General features: G+C 55.2%; 17 protein-coding genes. 10 read left to right on the forward strand and 7 right to left on the reverse strand.

Annotation, left to right across the window (positions count from 1 at the left end; translation table 11 throughout):
• Positions 1–41 precede the first annotated feature (41 nt).
• From QV747_RS12845 to QV747_RS12880, 8 genes are all read left to right on the forward strand, one after another.
• Entirely contained in the window at positions 42–596 is a 555-nt protein-coding gene (locus QV747_RS12845) for a DJ-1 family glyoxalase III (RefSeq protein WP_273431450.1), read from the forward strand.
• A 176-nt stretch (positions 597–772) separates the two neighbouring features.
• The gene (locus tag QV747_RS12850) at positions 773–1,759 is read left to right on the forward strand and encodes an L-threonylcarbamoyladenylate synthase (RefSeq protein WP_273431452.1); all 987 of its coding nucleotides are present in this window, start codon (positions 773–775) and stop codon (positions 1,757–1,759) included.
• A gap of 124 nt (positions 1,760–1,883) precedes the next feature.
• Entirely contained in the window at positions 1,884–2,360 is a 477-nt protein-coding gene (locus QV747_RS12855) for a type IV pilin protein (RefSeq protein WP_273431454.1), read from the forward strand.
• Entirely contained in the window at positions 2,360–2,902 is a 543-nt protein-coding gene (locus QV747_RS12860; protein WP_273431457.1) for a GspH/FimT family pseudopilin, read from the forward strand. Before QV747_RS12855 ends, QV747_RS12860 begins: the two co-directional genes overlap by 1 nt.
• Positions 2,896–3,603 carry a prepilin-type N-terminal cleavage/methylation domain-containing protein gene (locus tag QV747_RS12865; protein ID WP_273431459.1) on the forward strand — a complete coding sequence of 236 codons (708 nt, stop codon included), beginning with the start codon at positions 2,896–2,898 and terminating at the stop codon, positions 3,601–3,603. The genes QV747_RS12860 and QV747_RS12865 overlap by 7 nt, the downstream gene beginning before the upstream one ends.
• 2 nt (positions 3,604–3,605) lie before the next feature.
• Positions 3,606–4,859, forward strand: a complete 1,254-nt coding sequence (locus QV747_RS12870; RefSeq protein ID WP_273431461.1) for a pilus assembly PilX N-terminal domain-containing protein — start codon at positions 3,606–3,608, stop codon at positions 4,857–4,859.
• Positions 4,859–5,377, forward strand: a complete 519-nt coding sequence (locus QV747_RS12875; protein ID WP_273431464.1) for a prepilin-type N-terminal cleavage/methylation domain-containing protein — start codon at positions 4,859–4,861, stop codon at positions 5,375–5,377. The genes QV747_RS12870 and QV747_RS12875 overlap by 1 nt, the downstream gene beginning before the upstream one ends.
• A 104-nt stretch (positions 5,378–5,481) precedes the next feature.
• Complete coding sequence (locus QV747_RS12880; protein ID WP_028450955.1) at positions 5,482–7,749, forward strand: arginine/lysine/ornithine decarboxylase; 2,268 nt, start codon at positions 5,482–5,484, stop codon at positions 7,747–7,749.
• A 118-nt stretch (positions 7,750–7,867) separates the two neighbouring features.
• On the opposite strand, the gene QV747_RS12885 is transcribed toward QV747_RS12880, so the two are convergent.
• The 7 genes from QV747_RS12885 to QV747_RS12915 form a co-directional block, all read right to left on the reverse strand.
• The gene (locus QV747_RS12885; RefSeq protein WP_273431467.1) at positions 7,868–8,614 is read right to left on the reverse strand and encodes an ABC transporter substrate-binding protein; all 747 of its coding nucleotides are present in this window, start codon (positions 8,612–8,614) and stop codon (positions 7,868–7,870) included.
• A gap of 99 nt (positions 8,615–8,713) precedes the next feature.
• Positions 8,714–9,484 carry an N-acetylmuramoyl-L-alanine amidase gene (locus QV747_RS12890; RefSeq protein ID WP_273431469.1) on the reverse strand — a complete coding sequence of 257 codons (771 nt, stop codon included), beginning with the start codon at positions 9,482–9,484 and terminating at the stop codon, positions 8,714–8,716.
• Positions 9,485–9,504: 20 nt separating this feature from the next.
• Positions 9,505–9,729 carry a FeoC-like transcriptional regulator gene (locus QV747_RS12895; protein ID WP_034619899.1) on the reverse strand — a complete coding sequence of 75 codons (225 nt, stop codon included), beginning with the start codon at positions 9,727–9,729 and terminating at the stop codon, positions 9,505–9,507.
• Between the two features lie 26 nt (positions 9,730–9,755).
• Entirely contained in the window at positions 9,756–12,044 is a 2,289-nt protein-coding gene (gene feoB, locus QV747_RS12900; RefSeq protein ID WP_273431472.1) for a Fe(2+) transporter permease subunit FeoB, read from the reverse strand.
• Positions 12,041–12,280, reverse strand: coding sequence for a FeoA family protein (locus tag QV747_RS12905; protein WP_028450958.1), 240 nt, complete (start codon positions 12,278–12,280; stop codon positions 12,041–12,043). Before QV747_RS12905 ends, feoB begins: the two co-directional genes overlap by 4 nt.
• Before the next feature lie 272 nt (positions 12,281–12,552).
• Positions 12,553–13,491, reverse strand: a complete 939-nt coding sequence (locus QV747_RS12910) for an ankyrin repeat domain-containing protein (RefSeq protein WP_273431475.1) — start codon at positions 13,489–13,491, stop codon at positions 12,553–12,555.
• Between the two features lie 145 nt (positions 13,492–13,636).
• Positions 13,637–13,855: a DUF1289 domain-containing protein gene (locus QV747_RS12915; protein WP_051259131.1), complete on the reverse strand. Its 219-nt coding sequence runs from the start codon at positions 13,853–13,855 to the stop codon at positions 13,637–13,639.
• Positions 13,856–13,973: 118 nt separating this feature from the next.
• Between QV747_RS12915 and QV747_RS12920 the strand changes: the two genes are divergently transcribed.
• Together QV747_RS12920 and QV747_RS12925 are read left to right on the forward strand one after the other, a co-directional pair.
• Complete coding sequence (locus QV747_RS12920; RefSeq protein ID WP_034619901.1) at positions 13,974–14,804, forward strand: UDP-2,3-diacylglucosamine diphosphatase; 831 nt, start codon at positions 13,974–13,976, stop codon at positions 14,802–14,804.
• Complete coding sequence (locus QV747_RS12925; RefSeq protein WP_047392224.1) at positions 14,801–15,859, forward strand: glycosyltransferase family 1 protein; 1,059 nt, start codon at positions 14,801–14,803, stop codon at positions 15,857–15,859. The genes QV747_RS12920 and QV747_RS12925 overlap by 4 nt, the downstream gene beginning before the upstream one ends.
• Positions 15,860–15,915 lie beyond the last annotated feature (56 nt).

A 15,915-nucleotide genomic window follows, 5' to 3' on the forward strand; every position in this document is an offset into this window, starting at 1 on the left:
CACGATCCGCACTTTCACCGCTATCCCGCTAGGAGTACGCCATGCCTTTGGCTCATGTGTATGTGGCCCCCGGTTTTGAAGAAGTTGAGCTGATCACCATCGTGGACATCTTGCGCCGCGCCGACATCAACACCCATCTGGTCAGCACAGCTGCCGCCGGGCTGGTGGCTGGCGCGCACAATGTGGGTATTGCCGCAGACCTTAGCTTTGATGAGGCTGCCAGCGAGATACCCGATCTAGTGGTGCTGCCGGGGGGCGGACCGGGCACACAGCATATGCTGGCGCATCCTTTGCTCGCTGGGCGGCTGCACAGCCAATTTGCCGCCGGCCGGCGCGTGGCCGCTATCTGCGCCGCGCCAATGGTATTGGCCAAAGCTGGGCTGTTGCGCGATTTGGCCGCCTGCTGCTTTCCTGGTTGCGAAGCAACATTGAGCGAACATGGCGCCAAAGTTAGCGCCTTTAATGTGGTCACCGATGGACTGATCACCACCTCACGCGGCCCGGCGACCGCGGGCTTATTTGCGCTTGAGCTAGTTCGCCTGCTGCGCGATGACGCCACCGCCATCGCCGTTGGCCGCGCCATGCTATATCTCTAAAACGCCTGAATCCGCTGGGCAGATATCAGATACGGAGACAGGGTATTAGCATGAGGGCATTGATTTAAAGAGGCCTCCGAGCAATACCCTCGCTATCAATTGCACACCGTCGCCACCGGGCTTGCCCTCCCCGTGGGTGATATAATGAGCGCACTGTCTGTTTAGAGTTCGCCATCATGTCGCATATCCCGCTCCCCCACGCCCAAATCAGCGCCGCACTGGCTTTATTGCGCGCCGGAGAGCTAGTCGGCATTCCTACCGAAACCGTCTATGGCCTCGCGGCCGATGCCAGCCAGCCGGCAGCGGTGGCCAAGATTTTTGCCGCCAAAGGGCGCCCGGCCGATCACCCGGTGATTGTGCACATTGCCGGCGCCGCGCAATTGGCCGCCTGGGCACAGAATATTCCTGATGAAGCTTATCTGTTGGCAGAAGCCTTTTGGCCCGGCCCGCTCACGCTGATTCTGGAACGCCAGCCGCATGTCAGCCCTGCCGTCACCGGTGGCCAAGATACCGTCGGCCTGCGCGCCCCCGCCCATCCACTCACCCATGCCTTGCTCAGCGAATTTGGCGGCGGCCTTGCCGCCCCTAGCGCGAATCAATTTGGCCATGTCAGCCCCACCACGGCGGAGCACGTGCGTGGCGAATTCAGCCCCGAGGTGCTGCAATTGGTGCTGGACGGCGGCCCCTGCGCGGTGGGAGTGGAATCCACAATTGTCAGTTTGGTTGGCGATACGCCCAAGCTCTTACGCCCTGGCGGCGTCTCCCGCGCCGCCATCGAAGCGGTATTAGGCCATCCACTGGAGCATCACACCAATCAGCATTCCGCCAAGCAACGCGTCTCCGGACTGCTTGATTCGCACTACGCCCCCCGTACCACGCTGATTACCGGTCACGCCGAGCAGATCATGGCGGCTGCCGCCCAACGCCAAACGGCGGGCGAACGGATTATGGTACTGAGCTATTCGGCCATCCAATCAGCCACTTATCCGCTGCACCCGATGCCAACCGACAGCGACAATTATGCCCAAGCACTGTACGCCACCCTGCGCCAGCTGGATCTGGCCGGCTACGACGCCCTGCTGCTCGAGTTACCGCCACACACACCCGAATGGCTGGCGGTACAAGATCGGCTGCACCGTGCCGCACATCACAAGTTGTCTTAAACAGGCACCTAAAAATAACCACTTATCGTGCATAACTGACCGCTCTGCGCCTCAGATCACACCCACTCTTGCAGCTGTAAGGCAAAAACCTTACGATGCAACCAACCCAAATTGGAGAGCAGGCATGCCCCGCAAAGCTGGCGGTTTTACGCTGATTGAATTGATGATCGTTGTGGTGATTATCGGCATCTTGGCCGCAATCGCGATTCCGGCCTATCAGGACTACGTACGCAAAGCGCGCCGTACAGATGCAACGACAGCAATGAGCCGCATTCAGCAAGCTCAAGAGAAGTGGCGTGCCAATAACTCTAGTTACACTGTAAATCTAAATTCGGCAGGTTTGAATTTATTGCCCGCTGGTGCTACTGCCACAACTAACACATCTCAGACCTCTACCAATAACTTGAATGGTAATGGTTACTACACAATCAATATTTCTTCAGTGTCTGCAACAGGTTACGTGCTAACCGCGACCGCGGCAGGCAGTCAGCTAGCCGACACCAAGTGCAAGAAATTAATCATGACGATTAGTAATGGCAACATTAATCAAACTTCCACTGATAGTGCTAACGTGGCAAGCAGTAACTGCTGGAGTTCGTAATGAAGCACAAGATGTGTGGTTTTACACTACTGGAATTGCTAATTACAGTTGCAATTATTGGGATTTTAGCCGCGGTTGCTGTCCCTAGTTGGTCCAGCATGATTGCTTCGTCTCGAGCAAAGTCAGAAGTATTAAAAATACAGCAAGATTTATACCTGGCAAAGAACGAAGCCCTAAAAAGGAATTCGGCGGTCCATTTTATAATCAAAAGAACAAGCTCGACCGACTGGTGCATTGGCGTCGCAACTGACACCAGCTGTGACTGTGCCACAGGCACAAATTGCATTTACAATAGAAAAAATAACTCATCGAATATTCGCTTATCCGGCACAGACAATTCAAGTTATCGAATTACATTCGACAATATCCGCAATCTACCGACCGTTACAAATGGCACCTTCTCAATACCCGGAAACATTCAAATTTCAAGTGGTAGTGGTGATGCAGAAAGGTCGGGGGCTGCACGACTGAATCCTGTGGGCAAAGTCACCGTATGCTCTCCATCTTCCAGCACCGCAATCTCAGGACTTCCAGCATGTTAACTCTAAACTCGCAGCGGGGTGTTAGCCTGATTGAGATACTGATTGCGATTGCAATAGGCATGTTTCTTTTGTTAGGGCTATCCTCATTCTTGGTGAATAATATTCAAACTCAAGGTAGCAATCTGAAGACCAACACGTTAAATCAGGACATCCGCCAAATTGCATCACTAATCAGCAAAGACATTCGTCGCGCGGGTTACTCGGGCTCCACAGCAACTAATTCGTTTAACAACATTCGGAACTGCACGAGTGATAGTGACACATTACCATGCACTAACTCAGACCCAAGTACGACTACAAATCACTGCATCTTGTACACTTACGACCGCAACAAAAGCGGTGGAACACCTGAGAGCAATGAATTCGGCGGCTTTCGCCTAAACAATGGCACCATCCAAATGCGTACAGGCGGCGACACACTCAATTCATGTATTCCAGATACTAACAATACATGGGTAGACACGACTGACCGTAATATTGAAATTACCGACCTTCGATTTTGCTATATCAGTAATGCCACCAATAGCAACACCAATGCAAGCCAATTACCACCAGCAACTTGCAATGCACTACCAAGTACTGGACGCGTCAATCACATAGCTGTTTATATCGAAGGTCGACTTCGTTCTGACAACTCCGTATCAACACGCAATATTGAAGTTATTCGTTTATATAATTCACCCGTCAGGGCGGCAAGCTAACCATGAAATTTTCATTACAGCGCCAACAAGGGATTTCCACCCTACTTACATCCGTAATTTTTTTATTAATTATGGGTATCGCCACTCTGGCAACCAACAGAGCAAGCCTTGCGGAACAACGCATGGGTTCAAATGAGTTTCGGTCATTCCAAGCTCAACAAAGTGCGCAAGCGGGGCTTGATTTGTTTATCGCTCAATTGACGACAGCGAACGTTAGCGCTTTAGCCGACTACAGCGCCACAACAATCGATGCAAGTACCCAAACTGTAAAGGATAGCGTTTCAACATCATCAAATGCGGCTGAAGCTGGTGACGGATTGAACTATCAAGTCCGTGCAGTAAAAACAACGATCAGTGGCAACACTTACCTTTTTGTTACTAGTAAAGGCTTTTCGGATTGCGATAGCAGTGGAGCTAATTGCCAAGCACAATCGACGCTTAACTCACGTATTCAGTATTCACTAGTCACAGGTACTGCCCGAACACCAGCCACACTGTCTGCCAATCAAAATATTCAAGCTTGTGGTGCAGGACAAACGGGCAATCAATGCTCCTCTATCAACGCCTATATGAATACTTACGGTGGAACCCCAAAGTACACGACAGAAGCCGTTACTTATGGCGGCCAAATCAATGGTAGAGACAACCCCAAAGATAGCAATGGCCGCGATGTAATTGATGGCTCAAATACAACTGTATTTGGCTCCGATGCTGCGGGCCCAACGACAGACAAAACAGCAGCAAAAGATGTCGGGACCTTAAGTGGAGATGAATACTTCAAGCAATTCTTCGGGGACACCAAGAGTAATATCAAATCGGGCAGCACAACCCAAGTTATTACGCCCAGTCAGTTAAAGAATGTCACTATTCCTCCACGCGGAGCAGCAGATGACCAAGGGAAAAAACCCAAACCGCCAGTCTTGTGGGTAACGGGAAATGTCACAGAAGCTGACTTCGGTGCTTTCTGGAACTACAACTCTGGGTTACCTAAGGATGTTGTCGTTATCATTGAGGGCAATCTGTCGATTAATTCAAACAATCACGGTTTAACTGCTGGGTTTATGTACGTAACCGGGAATGTCAATGCCACAGCTGGCGGGACGTTCGACTTCTATGGGGCGATGGGTATTGAAGGTAGTCTGAACGCAAACACTTCTTTTGCTTTGCGCCCGCAAAAAGACCCGAATGATTTGCTCAATTCATTTCCAGTTTCAAGTAGCCTGACCCTCACTAGCGCGACCTGGAGTGACTTCTAATGCCTAGCAAGCAATATTCACGAGGCTTTTCTTTGCTAGAAGTTTTGATCTCACTGGTAGTAATTGCTGGAGGTCTGTTAGCTCTCGCTAAATTTCAAGGCCAAATCACATCTAATGAGTCCTACAATAAGCAACGGGTACAGGCAACTCACCTAGCACAAATTGCTCTCGATAAACTGAGAATTAGAGCCAATGAAATAACACTAGCGAATCCTTCAATCACTGCGGCTGCGCTCAGTACTCAACTAAGTACTTTTGCAACCAGCCTAACCACTTCAATGAATGGTGACAGTAGTAACTTAAATTCTGTCCAAAGTGTGATTACACCAAATACAAGTTATACCGTCACGATTAGTTTCCCGACCGGATACGCGACCAGTATCACTAACGTTGCTATTCCTGTGAACGCAGTAGTGAGCTGGCAAGATCATACAAATAGTACTTGTAGTAACAATGCCAATAACTGCAGCGTACAATTTAGAACCATAGTAAGTAAGGCAAGCCAAGGCTTGTACTAGTATGTCTTGATTCATCTGCTATAAGCATTACATTGTAAAATGTGTTCAGTTACACTACGCCCCTGCCCTATTGCAGGGGCGTTTATCTTTGGCAAGGAACCACCATGCGCTTCTACTTCCCCCTCGTCATTATTGACGAAGACTTCCGCTCGGAAAACACCAGCGGCTCCGGTATCCGTGAATTGGCGGCGGCCATCGAGGCCGAGGGCATGGATGTGGTGGGTTATACCAGCTATGGTGATTTAACCTCGTTTGCCCAACAGCAAAGCCGTGCTTCGGGCTTTATTTTATCGATTGACGACGAGGAATTTGGCGGCGGCTCAGCGGAGGAAACCGCCGAGGCGCTGGCGCAGTTACGCGGCTTTGTGGAAGAAATCCGCCGCCGCAATCCGGATATCCCAATCTATCTGTATGGCGAAACCCGCACCGCGCGCCATATTCCCAACGATATCCTGCGCGAGCTGCATGGCTTTATTCATATGCATGAAGACACGCCCGAATTCGTGGCGCGCCATATCATTCGCGAAGCTAAATCGTACCTCGATAGCCTCGCGCCACCGTTTTTCCGCGCGCTGACGAATTACGCGCAAGACGGCTCGTACTCATGGCACTGCCCTGGTCACTCGGGCGGCGTCGCGTTCTTGAAATCACCCGTTGGCCAGATGTTCCACCAGTTCTTTGGTGAAAACATGCTGCGCGCCGACGTGTGTAATGCGGTGGAAGAACTCGGCCAGCTGCTCGATCACACCGGCCCGGTAGCGGCATCAGAGCGCAATGCGGCGCGCATTTTTAACGCCGACCATTTGTATTTCGTGACCAACGGCACGTCTACCTCGAACAAAATCGTGTGGAACTCGACCGTTGCGCCGGGCGATATCGTGGTGGTGGATCGTAACTGCCACAAATCAATCCTGCACGCGATCATGATGACTGGCGCGGTGCCGATTTTCCTGATGCCAACGCGCAATCACTACGGCATTATCGGCCCGATTCCACGCAGCGAATTCGAGCCGGAATCGATTCGCCAAAAAATGCTGGCCAACCCATTCTGCCGTGAAAAACTGGCCGAAAACCCAAATATCAAGCCACGCGTACTGACCATCACCCAGTCTACCTACGATGGTGTGCTGTACAACGTGGAAGAGATCAAAGGCCTCCTGGACGGCGTGATCGAAACGCTGCACTTTGACGAAGCCTGGCTGCCGCACGCGGCTTTCCATGATTTTTACGGCGATTATCACGCGATTGGCGAAGACCGCCCACGCTGTAAAGACTCGATGATTTTCTCGACCCAATCCACGCACAAACTGCTGGCAGGGATTTCGCAGGCCTCGCAAATCTTGGTGCAAGATGCCACTGATAATAAGCTGGATCGCGATATCTTCAACGAAGCGTATTTGATGCACACCTCCACCAGCCCGCAATACGCAATCATCGCTTCGTGCGACGTGGCGGCCGCGATGATGGAAGCGCCAGGCGGCACCGCACTGGTGGAAGAATCACTGGCTGAAGCGCTGGAATTTCGCCGCGCGATGCGCAAAGTGGATGAGGAATACGGCAGCGACTGGTGGTTTAAAGTCTGGGGCCCAGATGATCTGACCGACGAAGGCCTGGATCACCGCGACGCATGGATGCTCAAAGCCGGCGAAAACTGGCATGGCTTTGGCGATATTGCCGAAGGCTTTAACTTACTCGACCCAATCAAGGCCACAATCCTGACCCCCGGTCTGAATGTGGATGGTGACTTTACCGAGCAAGGGATTCCAGCGGCGATCGTAGCCAAATATCTGGCCGAACACGGCGTGGTAATCGAAAAAACCGGCCTGTATTCCTTCTTTATCATGTTTACCATCGGTATTACCAAAGGCCGCTGGAACACGATGGTGACGGCGCTGCAGCAGTTTAAAGACGATTACGACAAAAACGCTCCGCTGTGGCGCATTTTGCCGGAGTTCATCGCGCAATTCCCGCAATACGAGCGCGTTGGCCTGCGTGATCTATGCCAGCAAATCCACGGCATTTACAAAGAAAACAACGTGGCCAAACTGACCACCGAAATGTATCTGTCGGATCTGGTGCCCGCGATGAAGCCATCGAAAGCGTTTGCCAAGATGGCACACAAAGAGATCGAGCGTGTGCCGCTGGATGAGCTAGAAGGCCGCGTGACTGCGGTGATGCTGACCCCTTACCCACCAGGCATTCCGCTGTTGGTACCGGGCGAAGTCTTCAATAAAACGATTGTCGACTATCTGAAATTCGTGCGCGCCTTCAATAGCCGCTTCCCGGGCTTTGAGACCTACACCCATGGCTTGGTGGCCGAGAAAGATGCCAGCGGCACGCATTACTTTGTTGATTGCGTGGCGGCCAGCTAAGCCAGTGACTCAGCAGGCGCAAACAAAAACCGGCCACTTGGCCGGTTTTTTACTTCAAGGGGTATGTCATCAAAATCATCACCAAATAATCAATGCAGAGCAATACCCTACCAGAGTATTACTTCACTTCTTTCGCCCCACTCACCCAATCCTGCACCCCATAGCGCTGTAAAATCCGCGCCAATTCGCCACTCTTACGCATTCGCTGCATCCCTTCATCCAAAAGCTGCGCCAGTTTGGCACCTCCCGGCTGTTGCGGTGAAAACGCCAGAAACAAAGCATCTGCAGTCTGGGTGCAACCGGCATTGCGCAGCTTCAGGCCGCTGCTGAATTGCTGGTATTGCGCCACCAATTCGTATTCGACCAGGGCCTGCACGCGCCCAGCCTGCAGCTTGGCCATATTGCGGCGTAGCGCATCCACACCGCTGATCTCATCACGATGGGCCAGCGGCAACAGCGGCTCGAGCTCCGGCCCGTAGTTGTAGCCCCGAATCACCCCAAGGCGCAGGCCTTCGAGCGAGGCTAAACCGCTAAACTGCCAGCGTTGGCCAGGTAGCGTATAAAAACATACGCGCGAAACGGCTTGCGGATGCTTGGGAAAATGCCAGCTTTGGCGCTTAGGTAGTTGCAACACGCCGATAAAGCCGCTGACCTCGCCACGGTTGACCAGCATTTCCGCGCGGGAAAACGGCACAATCTGATACTGCACCGGATAGCCCAAGGGCTCGAAAATCGCCTGCGCCAGCTCCACTACATAGCCCGGGCGAGGGTCTTGCTCACCGCAGGCCACCGGGCACCAGGGATCACTCACCAGCACCAGCGGCTCAGCCGCCTGCGCCCGCGGCATAAGTGCTAGCCATGGCATCAGGAATCCGGCACAAAGCGAATTAAGCAGCCAGCGCATGCGCAACCTGTCAGCAATCGAGGTGCTTCAATATAAGCGAGCGCCCTAGCAGCTGGCAAATCAGGGCTGAGTGGGCGCTAAACAATCCAGCGCCGCCAGTACCGCGTCGGCCACCAAGGCGCGATGTGCCGGCGTTTTTAGCCGGGTGGCTTCATCCGGATGCGGCAAGACGCCACCTTCGTACAAAATCGCCGGCACGCTGTTATGCCGCAGCACGGCAAAATTGGCCTGATAAATTCCGCGCGGCTCATCTAGCAGCGCTCGATTGCTGCCGGCAATCCCAAAGGCATGATGCCAAGTGGGCCGCTCACCCCGCGCCTGTAATTCATCCGCCAGCCGACGGGCGCAGGACAGGCTCACAGCCAAATGCCGGCCCGTGCCCGCCGCCGGATGGCTAGGGCTGCTGGCAGTGGTGGTATTGGCGTATTGCGGATCGGCGTTAAACACAAATAAGGAATAACCGGCAAACATGCGGCTCATTTTCAGCCGCTGGCCCTGCCATTCCCATTCGTCGAGGTACGCTTCCTGCATCGAATCATGATGAAACGAGATAAACAGATCATGCCCGCTGGCCGCAGCCGCGCGCGGCTTGAGCTCGGTTTGCAGGCCATCGGCGCCAATCACAGTCACGTGATGGCCCGCCGCCCGCAAGCGGGCCGCCACCACATCAACGACAGCGAGGTTGTAGCTAAACTCGGTTTCGCCAAAGGCGCTGGTGGTGCCTGGTGCACTGAGGCTATGCCCGACATCAAGGGCAATTTTGGCGGCGGGTGCAGCAGCAGAATAAAGACAGGGTATTGCGATTAGGGCTAATTTAATTAAGGCCTGCAAGGCAATACCCTCATGATGTATTAATCTAGCCAGCGATATAAATTGCCTAGCGGGCTGGCGCAGCAACCACCGCAGCTGCCGCCGCTACTGCAGCTGCCCGGGGTCATCGTCAGTTTACCGCGGCGCAGCCATTCCTGCGCCATTTGCTCAATGGCCGAGGCCTCGACCGCAAAATGCTCGGCCAGCTGCCGCGTGCTTACCTCGCCCCGCCCTTTAAGATAATCGCGTAATTCAAGCAAACCCATGGTTGCCTCCCATACCCGGAGTGGGTTTAAGCCACTGCGGCTTGTAGTTTCGGGTTTCTGGCCACATACCGGCCAGCCACAATCACCACCGCCCATGCCAGCGCCACTGCCGCCACCACCGGATACGATAGGCTCTGCCAATGGCTAAGCTGGTAATACAGCGTGGATACCGTGTAGGCCAAAAATAAAGTCCAGCCCGCCGCAAAGGCCATCCAGCCCGTGCCTAATTCCACTTTCAGCGCGCCCAGAGCGGCCAAGCAGGGCGTGTACAACAAGATAAACAGCAGGAAGGCAAACGCTCCGCTACCACCGGCGAATTTCTGCTGCATGCTGCCAAAGGTGGCGGTACTGGCTTTGAGTTCTTCCGCCGCCGCCGCTTGGTTGCTGACATCGCCAATGCTGATCCCCAGTGGGTCGCTGAGCTTGTTGGCAATATCGGCCAAATTGGCCGGGATGGTCGCCAGCGCCGCAGCGAGTTTTTCCATCAGCTGTGGCTCGGGCTCGTCGCTGGCGCTGCTGGCCGGGGTGTAGAGGGTATTGAGTGTGCCCACCACGGCTTCTTTAGCCAGCACGCCGGTAAATACGCCGACGGCCGCCTGCCAATTGTCTTCGGCAATCCCCAGCGGCGCAAACGCGGGCACCAGCTGCTGGCCAATCCGCGCCAGCACGGATTCTTCGGTATTTTCATGCCCGAAGGTGCCCTCGGTATTTACCGAATTCAGCAGTGACAGCACCATCACCATCGGCACAATCATTTTGCCGGCATTGAGCACGAAATCGCGCAGCCGATCCCAAGCGCGGCGACATACCGTGGCCAAGGTTGGCCGATGATAGAGCGGCAATTCCATCACCAAGGGCGCGCCATCGCCTGGCAGCAGGCTTTTACGCAGCAAAAACGCCGTCAGCACCGCAGCCACCAGCCCTGTGAGATAAAGGGCAAACACCACGCTTTGCCCATTGCGCGGGAAAAACGCCGCAGCAAAGAGCGCATACACCGGCAGGCGCGCACCGCAAGACATAAACGGCGCCATCATCGCGGTCAGAATGCGATCACGGCGGGTTTCCAGTGTACGGGTGGCCATAATCGCCGGCACATTGCAGCCAAAGCCGATCATCAGCGGCACAAATGATTTACCCGGCAAACCGAGCGAGCGCATGGCTCTATCCATCACAAAGGCCGCGCGCGACATATAGCCCGAATCTTCGAGTGCCGACAAAATCAAATACAGGCAGCCCACCACCGGAATAAAGGTCGCCACCGTTTGCACGCCGGCGCCCAAACCCTTGGCCAGCATCACCACCAGCCATTGCGGCGCTTGCCAGTGGGTGAGCCAGTTACCCAGCTCATCAACAAAAATAGCGCCAAAGCTTTGATCGAAGAAATCAATAAAGGCCGAACCGAGATGAATGGTGGCCAAAAACATCAAATACATAATGCCCAGAAAAATCGGCAAGCCCAGCCAGCGATTGAGCACCCAGCGATCAATTTGCTCGGTCACATGCCGTGACACGCGGCCCTTATCGGTGCGCACCTGGGCGCACAGCTGATTGGCAAAACGATAGCGCGCATCGGCAATCAGAATATCGGCGTCTAAATTCAGCGCCGTCACAATCTGCTGCTGCCATTGCTGCACGCTTTTACGTAGCGAGGGGCAAAGCGTTTCGGCCAGATGATCGCCCTCGAGCAATTTCAGCGCGAGCCAAGCGGGGCTGAGATTTTGCGCGGTGTGGATCGGCGCCACTTCCTGCGTTAGGGCGGTGACCGCTGCGCTGATTTCGGCCGGCAAATCCAGCTGCATACCCGGCGCGCTGGCTTGCTGGGCAAAGATGGCTTGTTTGAGCTGCTCGATGCCGCGTTTACGGCTCGCCGAGATTGCCAGCACCGGGCAGCCAATCCGCTCGGCCAGCGCCAACGCATCAATCTCGATGCCCTGCGCTTCGGCCACATCCATCATATTCAGCACCAGCAGGGTGGGTACGCCCAGCTCGAGCAATTGCGTGGTGAGGTAAAGATTACGCTCCAGATTGCTGGCATCGACAATATTGACAATAAATCGCGCCGCACCAGACAAAATGTAATCGCGGGTCACTTGCTCGTCGGCCGAGCTATCCGGCGCCGCATTCAGCGAATACACGCCGGGTAGATCGACGACTTCTACCTGCTGCGGGCCTTGGCGCAGCTGGCCGCTTTTGCGCTCGACAGTCACACCGGGCCAATTGCCGACTTGCTGCCGGCTGCCGGTCAGGGCATTAAACAGCGTGGTTTTCCCGCAGTTCGGGTTGCCCAAGAGCGCAATGGTAAATGGGGTGCTCATGCCGCAACCTCCAGCAAGGCCACGGTGAGCATGGCGGCTTCATGCTTACGCAGAGTGAGCGTATAGCCGCGGATGATGATTTCGTAAGGATCGCCCAAAGGCGCCACCCGCACCACCTTAAACGCGGCGCCCGGCGTGACCCCCATGGCCAATAAGCGTTGCCGGTAACTGCGATTGCCGGGGGCAAAACCGGCGATGGTGCCGGCTTGACCGGCGCTAAGCTGAGCCAATTGCATGGCAGATCCTTTCTGATACAGGGCAGCATTCACTATAGGGTATGAATGGTAATGAGAATTTGCCGCACATCAAGAAGAAATGAGAATGGTTAACAATCTTTAACGCAATGCGTCCCGCGCGCAACGCGAGCGAAAAGCACAGAATTGCTGCGCCATAGCCCCAGCCGCAACAAGGGGGCGTAGCTCAAGGGGCCGAGTCTAGGTCGCTCAGCCCCGCCGCACGGCCTGGCACGGCGCTCAGCGCTAGTCAGCTCACCGCACAGCGCACGGGCTTAATGGCCCCAATCGATCCATGGCTGAAACACCAGCACTGGCGGCCGGGCTTGCGGCTGGCCCGGGCGAGCCTGCTGCAGTAATTCATACAAGCGGGGTTTGTTTTGCGGCACCAACATCAAGGCATTCTGCCCGCGCTGATCTTCCTGCAGCACATCAGCCCCAGCTTGCAATAAACGCAGCACGACAGCTTCATGGCCATTGGCCGCAGCCTGATGCAAGGCCGTACGCCCATCATGCTTGCACAGCGCCACTTCAGCGCCAAAATCAAGCAAGACCTCCACCACCGACAAATACCCGGCGGCAGCGGCCAGCAAGAGCGGGCGTGATAAGCGCCGGCTCGGCGGATCCACCTCGGCCCCGGCCGCAAGCAAAGCTCGCGCCACTTCGGCGTGGCCCTGCATGGCTGCCAGATGCAAGGCCTGATAGCCATCGGCATCGGTTTCACCCAACCCGAGGCCTTGCTGGATATCGAGTAAACGCTCCACTTCGGTCAGCCGGCCCATAAAGCTGGCCTGCATCAGCGGGCTCCAGCGCACTAAATCCTGCTCTTGTGGCATGACAGTGGCTGGGCCATCGTGATAGATCGTAGGTGTATACGCCGCGACTGCTTTCATATGCTGGCGTTGACGCAAATACCCATCAGCGTAGGTTTGCGTATTGGCTTGCTCACGCTCGCTGGCCCATAAAGCCTGCTGTTTGGCGCATAAATCGGCATACACAATCGAAATGCGCATCAGCTCCTGCGCAGCCGCGGCGGACAAGGGCGTGGCCGTCTGTTGATCGGCAGTAAGAAAAGCCAGCAGCTCATCGCCCAGCGTTTCCTTACCCCAGCGCTGCACAATCCGTGCCACCAAGGTGGGCTGCTCTTGCTGCAGGCGCACAGGAACCAGTTCGGGATAACCAAGTTGGTGCAATAGCTGGGCAAGATCAGACATACGCGGGGCTCACGGAAAATTCAATGAGACCAGCATATCGCCGCCCGCCCCTCGCGCGCGTGGCAGCAATACCACAGTGGCATGGTAGTTTTACCGCGCGGTTTGCATGCGCGCAGGCAGGTCATTAACGGGGTTGGACTGGCGTTTAGCCGCGCTGATCGCGCGCGAGCCACGGTGGCGGCAAGCCACGGGCGGCCCAGTTGGCCTCTAGGCGCTGCCAGATGGCTTCTTTCTCATCCGCGGGCAAAGCCACCCACATCGCCACTTCGCGCACGGTGCGCCCGCAGCCGCGGCAGACTTCATCGCCCAAGGCAGTTGAACACACCGCAATACACGGCGAATCAGGGCGGTAGTTTTGGCTCATGCAGGTTTTTCCAGTTCGGTAGGTCATTGATCCGTCGTCACATTTCCTTCATGCGGCGGTCGCACATTTGTCATTTTGGCTGTGCATGATCATTTTACACCGATCACGGAGTGCATTAATGGCGAATGAATTACGCTTTCGCAGTATCTGGATTTCGGACGTCCACCTCGGCACTTCGGGCTGCCAAGCCGAGTATTTGCTGGACTTTCTCAAGCACACCGAATGCGATCACCTGTACTTGGTCGGCGATATCATCGACGGCTGGGCGCTGCAGCGCAGCTGGTACTGGCATCAGAGCCACAACGATGTCATCCAGAAAGTGTTGCGTAAAGCCCGCAAAGGCACGCAAGTCACGTTCATTCCCGGCAATCACGATGAAGCCGCTCGTCAGTTTATTGGCCTGATGTTTGGCGAGATCAAGATCGAAGACGAAGTGATCCACACCGCCGCCAATGGCAAACGCTATCTGGTCCTGCACGGTGATCAATTCGATGCCGTGGTGCAATGTGCCAAGTGGCTCGCGATTGTCGGCGATCGCGCCTATGGCATCACGCTTAAACTCAATCAATGGTTTAACCGTCTGCGCGCCAAGCTGGGCCTTGGGTATTGGTCCTTGTCGCAATACTTAAAGCACAAGGTGAAAAAGGCGGTGAATTTCGTCAATGATTTTGAAGAAGCCGTAGCCGCCGAGGCCAAAAACCGCGGGCTGGATGGCGTGATCTGTGGCCATATCCATAAAGCCGAAATGCGCGATATCAACGGCATTTTGTACTGTAACGACGGCGATTGGGTCGAAAGCCTAACCGCCTTGGTTGAACTACCTTCTGGCGAGCTCAAGGTCATTACCTGGCAAAAAATGTATGCCGAACAGACCGAACAGCTACGCGCCCTGTTTCCTACCCCTGCTCTGACCCCTGCCATTTCACTTAATCGAGGTACAAACGCATGAAAATCATGATCGTGACCGATGCCTGGGAGCCGCAAGTTAATGGCGTGGTTCGCACCCTCAAGCAAACACGGGCCGAACTGCAAAAGATGGGCCACACTGTGGACCTACTCACGCCGCTGGAATTCAAAACCATCCCTTGCCCTACTTACCCAGACATTCGCCTGTCGATTTTCCCAGGCAGCAAGGTCAATCAGCGCCTGCGCGAATTTGCGCCTGATGCCATTCACATCGCTACCGAAGGCCCACTGGGCCTGGCGGCGCGCAAGTACTGTCTGAAAAATAAACTGCCGTACACCACTGCCTATCACTCGCGCTTTCCAGAGTATGTGCAGCTGCGTTTTGGCATTCCGCTGGCGTGGACTTACGCCTGGCTTGGCCGCTTTCACAATTCGGCACAGGCTGTGATGGCGCCGACCCGGGTTGTGGTCGAAGATCTGGAAGCGCGCGGGATTAAAAACGTGGTGCTGTGGTCACGCGGTGTGGATCTGGAGATCTTCAAACCGGGCCGCCGCGACAAGCTGGCGTCACGCGCACCGATTTTTGTCTATGTCGGCCGGGTGGCGGTCGAGAAAAACGTGCAGGCCTTCCTTGAGCTGGATCTGCCCGGCAGTAAATGGGTGGTGGGCGATGGTCCGGCAGCCGCGGGCCTGAAAGCTCAATACGGCAATATGCCGAATGTGCACTGGCTGGGCGTGCTCAATCAAGCCGAACTGGCCGAGGTGTATAGCAGCGCCGATGTGTTTGTATTCCCGAGCAAAACCGATACCTTTGGCTTGGTGCTGCTCGAAGCCATGGCCTGCGGCTGCCCGGTGGCCGCATATCCTGTTACCGGCCCGATTGATGTAATTGGCGCCGACGGCCCCGGCTCGCTGCACGAAGATTTGCGCGAGGCCTGCATTGGCGCGCTGAAGCTGGATCGCGCCGAAGTACGCCGCTTTGCCGAGCGCTACTCGTGGGCCGCCGCAAGCCGCCAATTCCTCTCGCACCTGCATCCGTTTACCCAGACGGCGCAGCAAGAGCTACAGCTGATCGAGCAAGGCGCGGGCGGCGAATAAGACGCCAACACCGCATGTGCACCCAAACAAAAACCCGGCCTAGGCCGGGTTTTTAA

It is taken from the genome of uncultured Chitinibacter sp. (assembly GCF_945957625.1).
In the GTDB taxonomy this organism is placed as follows: Bacteria; Pseudomonadota; Gammaproteobacteria; order Burkholderiales; family Chitinibacteraceae; genus Chitinibacter; species Chitinibacter tainanensis.

Coding starts and splice junctions, on each gene's coding strand:
- QV747_RS12845 (WP_273431450.1), top strand. CDS start 42: ATGCCTTTGGCTCATGTGTATGTGGCCCCCGGTTTTGAAGAAGTTGAG.
- QV747_RS12850 (WP_273431452.1), top strand. CDS start 773: ATGTCGCATATCCCGCTCCCCCACGCCCAAATCAGCGCCGCACTGGCT.
- QV747_RS12855 (WP_273431454.1), top strand. CDS start 1,884: ATGCCCCGCAAAGCTGGCGGTTTTACGCTGATTGAATTGATGATCGTT.
- QV747_RS12860 (WP_273431457.1), top strand. CDS start 2,360: ATGAAGCACAAGATGTGTGGTTTTACACTACTGGAATTGCTAATTACA.
- QV747_RS12865 (WP_273431459.1), top strand. CDS start 2,896: ATGTTAACTCTAAACTCGCAGCGGGGTGTTAGCCTGATTGAGATACTG.
- QV747_RS12870 (WP_273431461.1), top strand. CDS start 3,606: ATGAAATTTTCATTACAGCGCCAACAAGGGATTTCCACCCTACTTACA.
- QV747_RS12875 (WP_273431464.1), top strand. CDS start 4,859: ATGCCTAGCAAGCAATATTCACGAGGCTTTTCTTTGCTAGAAGTTTTG.
- QV747_RS12880 (WP_028450955.1), top strand. CDS start 5,482: ATGCGCTTCTACTTCCCCCTCGTCATTATTGACGAAGACTTCCGCTCG.
- QV747_RS12885 (WP_273431467.1), bottom strand. CDS start 8,614: ATGCCATGGCTAGCACTTATGCCGCGGGCGCAGGCGGCTGAGCCGCTG.
- QV747_RS12895 (WP_034619899.1), bottom strand. CDS start 9,729: ATGGGTTTGCTTGAATTACGCGATTATCTTAAAGGGCGGGGCGAGGTA.
- feoB (WP_273431472.1), bottom strand. CDS start 12,044: ATGAGCACCCCATTTACCATTGCGCTCTTGGGCAACCCGAACTGCGGG.
- QV747_RS12905 (WP_028450958.1), bottom strand. CDS start 12,280: ATGCAATTGGCTCAGCTTAGCGCCGGTCAAGCCGGCACCATCGCCGGT.
- QV747_RS12910 (WP_273431475.1), bottom strand. CDS start 13,491: ATGTCTGATCTTGCCCAGCTATTGCACCAACTTGGTTATCCCGAACTG.
- QV747_RS12915 (WP_051259131.1), bottom strand. CDS start 13,855: ATGAGCCAAAACTACCGCCCTGATTCGCCGTGTATTGCGGTGTGTTCA.
- QV747_RS12920 (WP_034619901.1), top strand. CDS start 13,974: ATGGCGAATGAATTACGCTTTCGCAGTATCTGGATTTCGGACGTCCAC.
- QV747_RS12925 (WP_047392224.1), top strand. CDS start 14,801: ATGAAAATCATGATCGTGACCGATGCCTGGGAGCCGCAAGTTAATGGC.